This window comes from Gemmata obscuriglobus, assembly GCF_008065095.1.
Taxonomy (GTDB): Bacteria; Planctomycetota; Planctomycetia; order Gemmatales; family Gemmataceae; genus Gemmata; species Gemmata obscuriglobus.
This window is the reverse complement of the sequence record NZ_CP042911.1, coordinates 5,319,829-5,334,286: the sequence shown is the minus strand read 5'-3', so window position 1 is coordinate 5,334,286 and position 14,458 is coordinate 5,319,829. Positions and strand designations below refer to the sequence as shown.

The 14,458-nt window shown below is 65.9% G+C and carries 9 protein-coding genes; 4 read left to right on the top strand and 5 right to left on the bottom strand.

The window, feature by feature from the left end:
• Positions 1-139: 139 nt before the first annotated feature.
• Together rny and GobsT_RS22310 are read left to right on the top strand one after the other, a co-directional pair.
• The gene (gene rny, locus GobsT_RS22315; protein ID WP_010048280.1) at positions 140-1,744 is read left to right on the top strand and encodes a ribonuclease Y; all 1,605 of its coding nucleotides are present in this window, start codon (positions 140-142) and stop codon (positions 1,742-1,744) included.
• 265 nt (positions 1,745-2,009) lie between these two features.
• Positions 2,010-2,531: a transposase family protein gene (locus tag GobsT_RS22310; protein ID WP_420871415.1), complete on the top strand. Its 522-nt coding sequence runs from the start codon at positions 2,010-2,012 to the stop codon at positions 2,529-2,531.
• A gap of 167 nt (positions 2,532-2,698) precedes the next feature.
• Here GobsT_RS22310 and GobsT_RS22305 read toward each other — a convergent pair whose 3' ends face one another.
• Both GobsT_RS22305 and GobsT_RS22300 read right to left on the bottom strand, forming a co-directional pair.
• Positions 2,699-3,106: an EVE domain-containing protein gene (locus GobsT_RS22305; RefSeq protein ID WP_010048275.1), complete on the bottom strand. Its 408-nt coding sequence runs from the start codon at positions 3,104-3,106 to the stop codon at positions 2,699-2,701.
• Positions 3,107-3,213: 107 nt separating this feature from the next.
• Entirely contained in the window at positions 3,214-4,095 is an 882-nt protein-coding gene (locus GobsT_RS22300; RefSeq protein ID WP_010048264.1) for an esterase/lipase family protein, read from the bottom strand.
• 175 nt (positions 4,096-4,270) lie between these two features.
• Between GobsT_RS22300 and dcd the strand changes: the two genes are divergently transcribed.
• Both dcd and GobsT_RS22290 read left to right on the top strand, forming a co-directional pair.
• Complete coding sequence (gene dcd, locus GobsT_RS22295; protein ID WP_010048263.1) at positions 4,271-4,828, top strand: dCTP deaminase; 558 nt, start codon at positions 4,271-4,273, stop codon at positions 4,826-4,828.
• 358 nt (positions 4,829-5,186) lie between these two features.
• Positions 5,187-8,927, top strand: a complete 3,741-nt coding sequence (locus GobsT_RS22290) for a vitamin B12-dependent ribonucleotide reductase (RefSeq protein ID WP_010048766.1) — start codon at positions 5,187-5,189, stop codon at positions 8,925-8,927.
• Between the two features lie 218 nt (positions 8,928-9,145).
• Here the strand turns inward: GobsT_RS22290 and GobsT_RS22285 are convergent, their stop codons facing one another.
• The 3 genes from GobsT_RS22285 to GobsT_RS22275 form a co-directional block, all read right to left on the bottom strand.
• A complete protein-coding gene (locus tag GobsT_RS22285; RefSeq protein WP_157506574.1) occupies positions 9,146-10,363 on the bottom strand; it encodes a transposase in 1,218 nt (405 codons plus the stop codon).
• Positions 10,364-10,765: 402 nt separating this feature from the next.
• Positions 10,766-13,093 carry a sigma-70 family RNA polymerase sigma factor gene (locus tag GobsT_RS22280; protein WP_010048765.1) on the bottom strand — a complete coding sequence of 776 codons (2,328 nt, stop codon included), beginning with the start codon at positions 13,091-13,093 and terminating at the stop codon, positions 10,766-10,768.
• A gap of 432 nt (positions 13,094-13,525) precedes the next feature.
• Complete coding sequence (locus tag GobsT_RS22275) at positions 13,526-14,224, bottom strand: class I SAM-dependent methyltransferase (RefSeq protein WP_010053367.1); 699 nt, start codon at positions 14,222-14,224, stop codon at positions 13,526-13,528.
• Positions 14,225-14,458 lie beyond the last annotated feature (234 nt).

Below are 14,458 nucleotides of genomic sequence, written 5' to 3'. Positions count from 1 at the left end.
GATAGCCGTTTTCATGTGGAGGGGACCAGGTTCGTGCGCCGTTCCGCGCCCGCTCGCGCCCGCGAACCGGGTTCGTGATGGCGCGGACCGGCCGTCCCGCTGCCGAGCTTCGACGGGCCACCGTAAGGAGTGGCTCACAATGGACCCGCTACTGATCGGCGGGCTGGTCGTCGCCGCGGTGCTCGTGAGCATCGGCGGCACGTACCTGGTCGTGCGCCGGTCGTCGCCCCTGGCGGCTCCGGTGCCCCATGTCACGGTCCCGGACCCCGAGGCCCTGCGTCTCGCAGCCGCCAAGGGCGAAGAGCTGATCGAAGAGTCCCGCCGCGACGCCGACCGCATCGTCCGCGACGCCGAGTTGAAGGCCCGCGACGAGGCCGTCCGCCGCCGCGAGGAGCTGAGCCGCGAGCTGGAGACCGCGCGCGCCGAGGTGCGCGAGTTCGAGCGCCGCGTGGAGAAGCGCGAGGACGCCCTGGAGCAGCAGCACCGCGAGCTGGCCCGCAAGGACAAGCAGCTCGACGCCGCCCGCGAGAAGCTGGCCGAGCGCGAGAGCGCCCTCGACCACAAGGCCCGCCACCTCGACGAGCTGGTGGAGGCGGAAACGAAGCGGCTGCACGAGATCAGTGGTCTGTCCCGCGACGAGGCGCAGAAGCTGCTCCTGGAGCGCCTGGAGCGCGAACTCGCCGAGGAGGTGGCGAAGAAGATCCGCCAGCACGAGGAGCGGGTGAAGCAGCAGGCCGAGGCGACCGCCCGCGAGATCGTGACGATCGCGATCCAGCGGTACGCCGCGCACCAGACCGCCGGCGCGACGGTCAGCACCGTGGACATCCCGTCGGACGACATGAAGGGCCGGATCATCGGCCGCGAGGGGCGCAACATCCGCACCTTCGAGAAGCTCACCGGCGTGGACGTGATCGTGGACGACACGCCCGGGGTGGTCATCGTGTCGGCGTTCGACAACGTGCGCCGCGAGATCGCCCGCCTCGCGCTCACCAAGCTGATCCAGGACGGCCGCATCCACCCGACCCGCATCGAAGAGGTGGTGGCGGAGACGCAGGCCGAGATGGAGAAGCACATCCAGGAACTGGGCACGAAAGCGGTGCTCGACGCCGACGTGCCGATGCCGCACGAGAAACTGGTGTACCTGCTGGGCCGGCTGCGGTTCCGCACGAGCTACAGCCAGAACGTACTCGCCCACTCGGTCGAGGTGGCGCACCTGTGCGGGATCATGGCGTCCGAGCTGGGGCTGAACGCCCAACTCGCCCGCCGGTGCGGGCTGCTGCACGACGTGGGCAAGGCCGCGGACCACGAGATGGAAGGGGGCCACCCCAAGGTGGGGGCCGAACTGGCGAAGCGATACGGCGAGTCGAGCAAGGAGGTGCTCCACGCGATCGCCGGGCACCACGACGACATCACCATCGACAACATTTACACCGTCCTGGTGGCGTCGGCGGACGCGATCAGCGCGAGCCGGCCGGGAGCGCGGCGCGAAACACTTGAGAAGTACGTGAAGCGTCTCGCGGACCTGGAAGCGGTCGCGTGCGGGTTCCCGGAAGTGGACCACGCGTTCGCGATTCAGGCGGGCCGCGAGTTGCGGGTGCTGGCGAACGCGCACCGCACCACCGACGCCGACGCGGTCCGCATCTGCCGGGACATCGCTCGGGCGATCGAGCAGCAGCTCGACTACCCCGGCGAAATCAAGGTCACGGTGATCCGCGAGAGCCGCGCCACCGATGTGGCGAAATAGCAACGACTTACGCAAACGGGCAGCCGCCCCGGCTCGTTCCGTGGCCGCAGAACGAGCCACCACAAACTCCCTCGTCCGGAACCACACCGGGCGGGGGACACCTTACCTGACACCCGTCGTCGCGTGCCCGCTTCGGCCCATCGCGGGATTCTGCGGCGAGAAGTCATTCGCCTGATCCGCATCGCTTTTTCACAGCACCAACACCATCCCGTCAATCGCGATCATTCGCGCTTGAACCTTCACCAGGGCCGTTCCTTATTTCATCTTGGCTCGAGCGGGTTTGTTGGGTAGCTGGGGAATTCCTTCAGCCCGAGGTGTTCGATGCCCGCGCAACCCGCGCGGGTTGCAGGGCCGGATTGACCCGCTGCGAGCGGTGCTCGGGTTGGTCACGTTGTCCCTGCTGATGGGGCGCACGAGCCTCCAGGGAATCGCTCGGTTCGGGCGCCAGCACGGGTTCCCGCTGGCCCACGCGCTCGGGTTCCGACGCGGCAAGACCCCGGCCGCATCGACCCTGTCCCGGACCCTGCGCCGGTTCGATCCCCAGCAACTCGAAGCGGCCCGGACCCGGTGGCTCGACGGGCGCGTCGGCCCCGTGGCCCGGGTCCACATCGCTTTGGACGGCAAGACCTTGCGCGGCAGCCGGCACGGGGACGGGTCGGGCGCGCACCGGCTGACCGCATACGCCCCGGCGGCGCGCGGTGCTGGTCCAGGTGCGGGTGGACGCCAAGACCGAGGATGCGCCGGGGTGCCGCGCTGCAGGTGCTGGCCGCGCTCTGTAAGGCCGTGATCCACGTGTTACACACCGTCCCGGCCAACCGTTGTTCCGAAGCCATTGAGTGGCTCCGGATACACCCCGACCGTGCCCAACGGCTTATCGGGGTCCCCCAACATGAATAGCGGGACGGCCCGGCGGGCCTGGCAATTTGGGGAGTGCGACAGAGGCGCCGCGATCCGTCAACCTTGCGCCAACGCTTCGATCCGCTCCCATAGCGCATCCGGAACAGGCATCACCGACAGCCGAGCTTGCTTCACCAATTCCCAGGACGCGAAAGCCGGGTCGGCCTTGACGGTGGCAAGCAATACCGGCTTTGCAAGTGCCCGGAGTGGCTTGACGGTCACCGCCACGCACTTACCCGTGTCGTCGGTTGGGTCCGGTGACGGGTCGCCAATGACTTCCACCACGCCGACGACGGCTTTGATCTTTCCCGTGGCGTAGAAGAAGACGAGATCGCCCTTCTTGACCGCGCGCAAGTGCTTCTGGGCGAGTGCGTTGCTGACGCCGGTCCAGGTGGCCTGACCGTCGCGCTGGAGGTCGGCGAAGCTGTACGTCTCGGGTTCTTCCTTGAACAGCCAGCGCGCCATGTCGCTTCCTCGAATTGGTTTCGGGTCGGGTGCGTAGAATGGTGCGGCGTGGCCCCGGTGGTTCGCTAACGTGTTTTGCACCTTTGAGTGCCGGGGTCACGTCAACTTCACTTCGCCTGCCGGCGCAAGAAGCTGTTGCGCGTGACCGTCTCGCCGAACAGCACCTTGCGGGCGTTGGTCACTTCCTCGTCGGACCAGCGGGCGAGCTTTCCCGTGGCGAGCGCGTGAATGGTCTTGGTGCTCTCGGCCTCGTCCATCGCTTCCGTGTGGCTCACGGTTGCGAGCACCGCCGGAACGCCGAGCTTCTGAAGCTCTTCGGGCCACTGGCTGCGGAGGTTCACCACGCCGTCCGATTCGAGCCGCTTGACCTTGCACACGACGCACGCGAACTCGATCTCTTTGTTGAAGGTGTTGGCGCCAACCGCCGCCTTACGCGCTTCCGGGGTCAGCGACTTCACGAACGGCGCTTGCGCCTTCGGGTAGCCCACGTTGAGCGTCGCGAGTTCGGCCCCGGCGAACGGGGACGCCACCGCGATCACCTTCGTGACGCCGGCATCGGGGTTCTGGTCCGCGAACTGCCGGCCGATGATTCCGCCCGCCGAGTGCCCGACGAGGACGATCTCGGTGTAACCCGCCTTGCGGAGTTCCGCCACGAAGGTGCGTAGTCCCGGTGACTGTGCGACATCGTCGAGGCTCACCGTTTGCGAGTAGGCGAACGCGAACACGTCAAAGTCCTTAGAGAGCGCCTTGACCAGTTCGCTCTTGGGGTGCTGCCAGTGGCGCAATTCGGGCTTCACGGCCTTAACCGGCCGCAACGGGTGGAAGTGCAACCCCGGAATCAGCACGACGGCCCGCGTGTTGGTGACCGGCTGCGCGGGTGCGGCCCACCGCTTCGCCGCCGCGCCCGGCGTGACCTGCCACAACTCCGTTTGCAGCTCGGTGGCGGGGGCCGCGGTCGCGAGAGCCAGGAACAGGATGGTGGGCGCCATTTGTGGGTGCTCGCGTCTGGTAAGCTGATTGGCACTTGTTGTATCGGTCCGGGCCGCGACCCCGCTACCGCAGTTCTTGTTGATCGCCCCGGCCGACCCTTCTTGCGCGTTTCGTGCAGTCGTGCGGCCTCGGGCGCCGATATGGAGAGGGTGAATTAGTGCAGGAGGCCGGGTGATGGGCGTACTTCCCGACTGGATGATTGAACGCGACGTAAAGATCGTGCCGTTCGCCCCGCAGCAGCACCGGCCCGGGATCATCTCCTACGGCGTGACCAGCTACGGCTACGACGTGCGCGTGGACCGGCACTTCAAGGTGTTCACGAACGTCTGGGGCAGCACGGTCGATCCGAAGAACTTCGACCCGAAGTCGTTCGTGGATGTGGACGCGGATTTCTGCATCATCCCGCCGAACAGCTTCGCCCTGGCGGAAACGGTCGAATACCTGGAAATCCCGCGCGACATCCTGTGCGTATGCGTTGGGAAGAGTACGTACGCGCGGTGTGGGATCATCGTGAACGTAACGCCGCTGGAACCAGAATGGCGCGGCCGTGTCACGATCGAGATCAGCAACACAACGCCTCTGCCCGCGAAGATTTACGCGGGGGAGGGGATCGCGCAGATCCTCTTCTATAAGGCCGAAGCGGTCTGCAAGACGAGCTACGCGGACAAACAGGGCAAGTACCAGGACCAACCCGGTCTGACGCTGCCGTTCGTGCCCGGCGCGGGTGGGTGACGGATACGGCACACAGTGTTCCCGTCGGTGTGCGACGCGGGCCGGCCTTTCCAAGATGGAGAGGCCGGCCCGCGTCGCATAACGGTATGCGCGGTTCATGTCCGGCGCAGATCGCGGGCGCAACTCACGGCTTGACAGAGACATAGATTTTCTGGAAACTTGTTCACTAGAGTGAGCCGATAGATTGCGCTGTCTGTGACGATTGTCGGGGGAGCGCATCGGGCGCCTGGGCAAGGCTGGTAAATCTTGCCCGCGACTCGCCGTCCCCGTCTGCCGATCACTGACAGGCTGAGGCATCATGAAGACGCGGTTCATGGAAGTCCGCTCTTCTTCGCCTCTTTAACTGCCGGACTACGCCATGCTGATCACGCGCCGTTTCACTCGTGAAGGGCAAGACCCTTTCGTCGGCATCGAGTTCGCCCCGCGCAGCTCCACGATCCGCAACCCGAACGGGTCGGTCGTGTTCGAGATGACGGACGTGATGGTGCCGGCGAAGTGGTCGCAGGTGGCGGTCGACATCCTCGCTCAGAAGTACTTCCGTCGCGCGGGCGTCCCGGCGCGCCTCAACCGCGTTCACGAAGAAAACGTTCCGGCCTGGATTCAGCGCAGCGCGCCGGTGTCGGCCGACACGCCTGCCGGTGGCGAAACGGACTCGCGCCAGGTGTTCCACCGGCTCGCGGGCTGCTGGACCTACTGGGGCTGGAAGGGCGGCTACTTCACCAGCGAGCGCGACGCCCGCGCGTTCTACGACGAAGTCTGCTACATGCTCGCCATGCAGATGGCGGCGCCCAACAGCCCGCAGTGGTTCAACACCGGTCTCCACTGGGCGTACGGGATCGAGGGACCGCCCCAGGGCCACTTCTTCGTCAACCCCCTCTCGGGCGAGCTGGAACGCTCCACGTCCGCTTACGAGCGGCCGGCCCCGCACGCGTGCTTCATTCAGGAGGTCGCGGACGACCTCGTGAACGAAGGCGGCATCATGGACCTGTGGGTGCGCGAGGCGCGCATCTTCAAGTACGGCAGCGGCACGGGCTCGAACTTCTCCTCGCTCCGAGGCGAGGGCGAGCCGCTGTCCGGCGGCGGCAAGTCGTCGGGGCTGATGAGCTTCCTCAAGATCGGCGACCGCGCCGCGGGGGCCATCAAGAGCGGCGGCACCACCCGCCGCGCCGCCAAGATGGTCGTGCTCGACCTGGACCACCCGGACATCGAAGAGTTCGTGAACTGGAAGGTCACCGAGGAACAGAAGGTCGCGGACCTCGTCACCGGCTCGCGCCTCCTGAACAAGCACCTCAACGCGATCATGCGGGCGCTGCACGGGCACGCCGTCGCCGAGGAGCGCTACGACCCGACCAAGAACGCCGCCCTGCGCAAGGCGGTTCTTGAAGCCCGCGCGGCGCTGCTCCCCGAGAACTACATCGCCCGCGTGCTGCAACTGGCCCGCCAGGGCTGGAAGAGCATCGAGATCGACGAGTACGACACCGACTGGAACTCGAAGGCGTACTACACGGTCTCCGGCCAGAACAGCAACAACTCGGTGCGCATCCCGAACGAGTTCATGCGCGCCGTCGAGAACAACGGCCCGTGGCAGCTCTTCTGGCGCACCGAGCTGGAGAAGGCCAAGAAGGAGGGCCGCGCGCCCAAGGCCAAGAAGACGCTGCCGGCCCGCGAGCTGTGGGACCAGATCAGCTACGCCGCGTGGAGCTGCGCCGACCCCGGCGTGCAGTTCCACACCACCATCAACGAATGGCACACATGCCCGCTCGACGGCGAGATCCGCGCGAGCAACCCGTGCTCGGAGTACCTCTTCCTCGACGACACGGCGTGCAACCTCGCGTCGCTGAACCTGACCACGTTCTTCGACACGAAGGCCGGCAAGTTCGACATTGAGGCGTACCGGCACGCGGTCCGCATCTGGACCATGATCCTTGAGGTCAGCGTGTACATGGCGCAGTTCCCGAGCCAGTCGGTCGCGCAGAAGTCGTACGACTTCCGCACGCTCGGCCTCGGGTACGCCAACCTCGGCGCGCTGCTGATGGTGCAGGGCATCTCCTACGACTCGGCCGAGGGCCGGGCGCAGTGCGGCGCGCTGACCGCGATCATGCACGCCGGGGCCTACGCCGCCAGCGCCGAGATGGCCGCGGAGGTGGGGCCGTTCGCCCGCTACGCCGCCAACCGCGACCACATGCTGCGGGTGGTCCGCAACCACCGCCGCGCGGCCTACAACGCCGCCCCCGCCGAGTACGAGGGGCTGTCGGTGTACCCGGTCGGCATCGACGCCCGGTACTGCCCGCCCGACCTGCTCGCCGCCGCCCGCCGCGAGTCCGACCGGATGCTCGAACTCGGCGAGCGCCACGGGTACCGCAACGCCCAGGTCACGGTTGTCGCTCCAACCGGCACTATCGGGTTGGTGATGGATTGTGACACCACCGGCATCGAGCCGGACTTCGCGCTGGTGAAGTTCAAGAAGCTGGCCGGCGGCGGGTACTTCAAGATCATCAACCAGTCGGTGCCGCCGGCGCTCGCCAAGCTGGGCTACGCCAACTGGCAGATCGAGGACATCGTGCGGTACAGCCGCGGCGCCGCGACGCTGCACGGGTGCCCGCACATCAACCCGGCCGTGCTGAAGGCCAAGGGGTTCACGGACGAGTTGCTGAAGAAGATCGAGGCGCAACTGCCCGGCACCTTCGAGCTGCCGTTCGTGTTCAACACCTGGACCCTCGGCGAGGACTTCGTCAAGAACGTGCTGAAGGTGCCGGCGGAGGCGCTCGCCGCGCCGACGTTCGACCTGCTCACGCACCTCGGGTTCTCGAAGACCCAGGTCGCGGAGGCCAACGGCTACGTGTGCGGCACGATGACCATTGAGGGCGCCCCGCACCTGAAGCCCGAGCACTACGCGGTGTTCGACTGCGCCAACAAGTGCGGCAAGACCGGCAAGCGGTACCTGTCGTGGGAGTCGCACATCCGCATGATGGCCGCGGCCCAGCCGTACATCAGCGGGGCGATCTCGAAGACCATCAACATGCCCTACGACGCCACCGTCGAGGACGTGAAGAAGGCGTACCTGCTGTCGTGGCAGTTGATGACCAAGGCCAACGCGCTCTACCGCGACGGCTCGAAGCTGTCCCAGCCGCTGAACTCCGTCGCGGACTCGCCGGAGGCGGCGCTGCTCGCGTCGGTCACGCCGGAGGCCGAGAAGGCCGAGGCGAAGGCGCCGCAGGTGCAGGTGGCCGAGAAGATCACCGAGCGGATCGTTCACCGGTACATCGCGAAGCGGCGGCGGCTGCCGGACCGCCGCGCGGGCTACACCCAGAAGGCCCGCATCGGCAACCACAAGATGTACATCCGCACCGGCGAGTACGAGGACGGCACGCTCGGCGAGATCTTCATCGACATGCACAAGGAGGGCGCCGCGTTCCGGAGCATGACCAACTGCTTCGCCATCGCGGTGTCGCTCGGGCTCCAGCACGGGGTGCCGCTGGAGGAGTACATCGACGCGTTCCTGTTCACCCGCTTCGAGCCGAACGGGGTGGTGCAGGGGAACCCGTACATCAAGATGTCCACGTCGATCATCGACTACATCTTCCGCGAGCTGGCGATCACGTACCTGGACCGCAAGGACCTGGCCCACGTGCTCCCCGAGGACCTGCGCGGGGACACGATGCACGACGACGACGACGACCCCGACTTCGACGACGAGGTGGTGGTGAGCACCCGCACCGTCGACACGAAGGCGCCGCCGAAGCCCGCGATCGAGCACCCGCGCTCGGCGCATGCGAAGCCGGGGACCACGGGAACGGCCCCGAAGCCGAGCAGCGACGTGATCCAGACGCCCCCGCCGCGGGTAACCAACGGCAACGGTAACGGGCACGCGAACGGCAACGGGAACGGGCACGCGAAGGCGAACGGGAACGGCACCGCCGTTCTCCCGCCGCGGAACAGTTACACCCCGGTGGCGGGTACGCAGGCTGAGAAGATCCGGGCGGCCCGGCTGAAGGGCTACGAGGGCGACCCGTGCTCGAACTGTCAGCAGCTCACGCTGGTGCGCAGCGGGGCGTGCATGAAGTGCGACACCTGCGGTGAAACCACCGGCTGCGGGTAAGTCGAGCGCAAGTGAGGAGGCGAAGGTGTGAAGGCAAAAAGGTAGCAACCCCTTTTGCCTTCACACCTTCGCCTCTTTACTCGCGCTTCGCCGGGTTAATGCCGGATCGGGTTGAAGGGTGTTGGTGCACAGGGCTACCGCCCTGTGCTACGTCCGGCGACCCCTCCGGGGTGCGAAACCAAGGCAAAAGAGGAGACTTCTCGCTGAACGCGACAACTTCATGATGCCGGCTTTCTGGTCTCCACACCCTTCGACTGTGTATCCGGCGTGACCGCGGTTTGTTTTTGGGTCAAGCGTTGTTGGTGCCAGCGATCCAGGGCCAGGACGATGAACCGGACGATGGTCCTTCGCCGACGCCATTTGTACCGCACCTTTTCCAAGTATCGGAGGCGCCGATTGGTGCGCTCCACGTGGTTATTGGTCCGAACCCGTCGAGCGTGGGGGCTGTGCAGGAACGCCATCATCTTGTCGAACTTCTCGGCGCTCAGCAGTTCCAACGCCGAGGACAGGTCGGGATCGGATTGGTACTGTGCGTCTCGGACCAGAGCCGCCCGACGGCACCGCGCTTGATGAGGGCTTTGCTCGGGGTCGAACAGCCGATAGATCCGAAGCGCGAACGCGCGGAGCGCCCGCAGCGCGGGCAGGTAACCGAACATCTGGCTGAGCCAGCGGCGTTGTCGCCCATCCAGATGTTCGGGTCGGGTCACGATCAGGTGCCGATGCTTCCACACGAAGTGCCCTTGCTCCGTCTTGGTCTTCCCGCGGCGTGCCCGGGCCTGTTTCTGGGCCTTGCTCGGCCGGCCCCGACGTCGCTTCCGTCCCCCTTTTCGGGCGAGCGCGCGTCGGAGCCGTCGCAGGGCATCGAAGACATGGGTATTGATGTCCTTGAGGACATGGAACACGCACAGCTGGTGACGGGCGTGGGGCCACAGGTCCGCCAACACGGTGGGGTACAGGTTCGAGCCATCGGTGACGACCACTTGGGGCAAGAACCCGTGGTTCCGCAGGTTGTTCAGGAACCCACGCATATGGGCCTGATCGTTGGCCGAGACCACGGCGAAGGCCACCGGGAAATCGCCGATCGGGTCGGTGGCCAACAGGAGCGTGCGGTGGCCCAAGTGCAGCTCGTCGATGCACAGGGTGCCCGAGAAGTTGTCAAGCGTCCACTGGCGGTACCCGGGCATGTCGGTCTGGCGCACCTTCCAGTCCAGGCAGTCCGAGAGGAACCCGTCGGACAGATCCAGGAGGAAGTCCCGACGCAACGCCTGTTGGAGCCGATGGGCGCTCATGCCGTCCTCGAGGAGTCGGTCGATGACGGCCTCGCGAACGCGGTTGGTGTACTCGGCTCGAGGTTCGATCCCTTCGATCTGAGAGCGGAAGGTCTTGCAACAGGCACAGGTGGCGCGGTATTCTCCAACGGTCAACTCGAGGAACACGATTTCCCCGTAGGCGATGTCCCGAACGCGGCGGGTGTGGGTACCTTTCCGCCGTCCCCGTTCTCCGCACCGGGGGCACGGGAAGGTCTCCGGGGCACAACTCTTCGACACAACGCGCACATGAGCGCGGTCCATGCCGGTGTCCTTGATGGGTTGGTGTGGTAACCCCCAAAAAGGCACCGGCTGGACTCTTTCACAAGATCAATCACCGCAACGCAGTACCCGCTGTCGCGTCCAGCGAGAAGTGTCCAAAAGAGGAACGTGCAAAGGCAAAAGAGGTGCAATCCTTTTGCCTTTGCACTTTCGCCTTTTAACTTGTTCTCCGCCCCGGAGGGGCCGGCTCGCGTAGCACAGGGCGGAAGCCCTGTGCTCCCGCCCTGTGCGGCCGACACAGTACGGTTTTTACTTCACCATCCGCTGCAACTCGGCGGCGTGCGCGCGGAACTCGGCCGTTTCGGTGAGCGTGCCGAGTAACTCGCGGAGTGCGGCGGCCTTATCGCTGCTGCGAGCAAGTTGGGCCGCGAGAGTGCGAGCCTCTACGTCCGTGGGGAACCGCCCGAGCGCGGCAAGGAACAGCACCTCAACACGGCGGGCATCGGTCACCCCTTCGGCCCCGAGGCCGCTCATCAGTGCCTGAAACCGGTCTGGTGCGGTGGGTGACGACTTCGCCGGCGGTTGGGACGGCTTGCGTGCTTCCGGTGCCGGTTCTGCGGCCGGCAGTTGTCCCCAGATTGAGATGAAGTCGTCCTTGGATTGAGCGGCCAGAAAAGACCCGTTCGGGCTGAACGTCAGGGCTGTGTAGTCGCGAATGCTATCTTTATCGATCAGCCGGGCGACCTCCTTTCCGGTGGCCGTTTCCCAGATGACAACCTCGGATGGGGCTGCAATCGCGTCGCCGCGGCCGGACGACGAATCAACACCCGTTGCGGCGGCCACGAATTTACCGTTCGGGGAAAATGCCACGGCCTTCACCGGGCGGCGAAGTGCGGACACTTTAAATCGCTCCCGACCCGTATCCGAATTGAAGAACTGGAGCCTGCTGCCGTCCGTGTTCAATGCAGCAATGATCTTCCCATCAGGGGAGAGGGCGTCCGGAAAGGCCGCTTGACTGACGTAGTGGGGCAATTCGAGCGGTTTGGCGGCGGCACCGCTGACCGTGTCGATGACCGTGAACTGGCGCGCTTTGAATTGCGTGTCCGTTCCGGTCTTCTCGAACACGGCCTGAGTTCGGAGTGCGAACCGTCCGTACCGAGACAGCACGTACCTCAGCTCTTGCGAATCGTCGAAAGTCTCTTCATGCGCAGGCTGAGTAAGTTCCTTCAGCGTTGCCATGTCCCACACCGAGAGGCGGACCGTCTCAGTGCGTGCGGCCTTACTCTTTGCGGGTGGTGCCCCCGCGGCGCCAAACCTTGAGGGTGCGGACCTACGCCAACATAAGACAACGAGCTTTGCCCCATCGGGCGTGAACGCAACCTGTTGTGCCGGGAGATCGCCACTCGGCCAGAGGGCCTCGACGACTCGGCCGCTCATGCGGTCTCGAATCTTCACCCCGTTAATACCTTCGGCAGTTGCGACGAACTTTCCGTCAGCAGACAATGCAGCTCCTGACACATTATTTGCTGATGAAAATGTGCGCGCATTTTTTTCTGTAAGTGGTATCAGGTTCACTCCGCGGTCGTGGCGCATGAGGAGCGACTTTCCGTCGGGGGTAACGCCGATGAGATGTCCGTAGCCGTCCAGCGTTCTGCGCCACGCGAGCGGCCAAGTATCTTTTGGTTTGGGTTCCACCGGCTTGGGCGGCGGAGCACTGTCCAACTGCACCTTAGTGTCTGGTGGTGCGCTTACCGGGTGCGCTGTCACCACTTTCGGAGGCTCGGGAGGCTCGGCGTCCGGGCCTGCCCACCCGATGCCCACGGCCAGCCCGAACAGGGCGAGACTCATTGTGCCCACGACCCACTTTTGCAGCTTCGTCATGATCATTGCCCTTTCCGCCAGCCGCACGGCCGGCTCGCGTGCAATTCCGATCGCGGCCCGGAGTCCGCGGGTCGCGGCGACCGCCGCGGCGCGCTTCACTTCGGCGACCGCAGTTGCCGACAGGGTCGGGAGGAACCCGAGTGCGGCCAGCGCCCCGGCGGGCAGCGGAAGCCGCCGCACGAGGCGGGTTCGGAGGGTGCGGCGTGCGGCCGTCAGCCGGGATTCGATGGTGCCCACCGGGCAACCGAGTTCCCGGGCCGCGTCCGCGTTCGACAGCCCCTCCAGGTAGCACAGCACGAACGCTCGCCGGTACGGTTCGGAGAGCCGGTCGATCTCGGCGTCGAGCATGCCACGCAGTTCGTGCAACTCGGCCGCGTCGGGTGTGGCGCGGGCCGCGGGCTCTGTGGCGAGGGTGGTAGTCGGCCGACGACCGGCCGCGAGCCGGTGCGCGATCCGCACGGCGACCCGGTGGAGCCAGGCCGGGACCGCGGTTCCCCGGCGGACCGCGTGGGCCTTGCGCGCCAATACGAGGAACGTGGCCTGGAACGCGTCCTCGGCATCCTCGGTGTGTCCCAACGCGCGCCGGCACGCTGCCAGCACCATTGCGCCGTGCCGCCACACGAGCAGCTCGAACGCCAGCTCGTCGCGCGCCGATGCGAAGCGCGCGAGCAGGTCCGCGTCGGAGTCACCGCCCGAGTCGAAAACGGCGTCGCGCCGCAGCTTCCGCACCAGCGCGGCCAGTCGAACCCCAGCCATGTCGGTTCCTCCGGTTCGCCGCCAGTATAAGAGGCCGGCACGCCGACAGACCCGCGCGCAATTCTGGTGATTTTTGAAACGGTCCGAGAGGATCGGCTGATACTGAAGCGTGAGTAGTGCTGGCGCCGGAGCGCGGGCCTCTGGCCCGCTGGTATGCGCCGGGAGTGCGCCTTGAGTTCTCCCGTAGCCGAATCGAACCGCTGATCTCAAGCGGGCCAGAGGCCCGCGCTCCGGCGCTGGCATTGATGCGCGCCAAGGGTATTGTGTGTCGCCCCGGCCTCAAACGGCCCGCTGGTAGGCGCCTTGAGTCCTCCCGTAGCCGAATCGAACCGCTGATCTCAAGCGGGCCAGAGGCCCGCGCTCCGGCGCCGACATCAACGCGCATTAACGCGGATCTGTGGGTGATTGATGGTCAGACGATCACACCCGGGCTCACGCGCGCCTCGTGTACCACGCGTGAATGAGACCGGTTTGGAGGAACTGAACTGGGTCGCCAAAGCCGCCCGCCGTCAGGATCGCGCGGACCTCGTTTGCGGGCAGCACGGCAACGTCGCGACTGTAAGCGGTGCGGAGACGGTCGAGATCTTCGGGGGTGAAATCCGCGGACTTCATGATCCGCAGCCAGACCTCAAGCAAACTCTGGTACTCCGCGGAGCTTGTGTCCGCAGTCAGGTCCGCGTTAATCAAGAACGCCCGCGGGTGCAGACGGTTCGCGATCGCCCGGAAGAAGCCCACGCGCGCCTGCCGGTCCAGAACGAACTGCGACACCAGCAAAGACGTGGCCGCGTCGAACGTGTCGGACGGCGGCAGTGAATCCAGATAGCCCGCGTGGAACACGCACCGGTCCGATACGCCGCATTCCTCGGCCTTCCGTCGGCACACGTCGAGCATTGCCGTTGACGGCTCCACCGCGGTGAAGTGCCACCGCGGGAACCGCTGCGTCAGGTAAATCAACTCCGAACCGGTCCCGACACCGACGCAGAGCACACGCGCGTCGGCCTTCAGGTCGGAAAGCACCGCCCCGATGAACAAATGGAGTGCGTCCCGTAGCGGGGCCAATTTGGCCCACCGCTGGTCGTAACCGGCTGCGTGTTTTTGGTCGAAGATCGCTTGCGGATCGTGGTTTTGCATAAATTCGAGAGGTTGTTTGGGTTTGGGGGGGCTGGTTCGTCCGCGCGGGCGGATGGAGGGAATGGCTTGGTATACTGCGGTTATACTCGGTTGCTTTCAAAGCGCTGGGAAATCTCGGCCGCACTCGCGGCTCATCCGGTCGTTCCGGGGCGCTGCCATCAGAGGGATAGGGGCGCTGCGCGCGTGACTCAACTGGTCGGCGAGGCGCAACGGTTGACGCCGGTCGGTAACGCT

Excerpts from the sequence above, each read along its gene's own strand:
- rny (WP_010048280.1), top strand. The coding sequence starts at position 140 with ATGGACCCGCTACTGATCGGCGGGCTGGTCGTCGCCGCGGTGCTCGTG.
- GobsT_RS22305 (WP_010048275.1), bottom strand. The coding sequence starts at position 3,106 with ATGGCGCGCTGGCTGTTCAAGGAAGAACCCGAGACGTACAGCTTCGCC.
- GobsT_RS22300 (WP_010048264.1), bottom strand. The coding sequence starts at position 4,095 with ATGGCGCCCACCATCCTGTTCCTGGCTCTCGCGACCGCGGCCCCCGCC.
- dcd (WP_010048263.1), top strand. The coding sequence starts at position 4,271 with ATGGGCGTACTTCCCGACTGGATGATTGAACGCGACGTAAAGATCGTG.
- GobsT_RS22290 (WP_010048766.1), top strand. The coding sequence starts at position 5,187 with ATGCTGATCACGCGCCGTTTCACTCGTGAAGGGCAAGACCCTTTCGTC.
- GobsT_RS22280 (WP_010048765.1), bottom strand. The coding sequence starts at position 13,093 with ATGGCTGGGGTTCGACTGGCCGCGCTGGTGCGGAAGCTGCGGCGCGAC.
- GobsT_RS22275 (WP_010053367.1), bottom strand. The coding sequence starts at position 14,224 with ATGCAAAACCACGATCCGCAAGCGATCTTCGACCAAAAACACGCAGCC.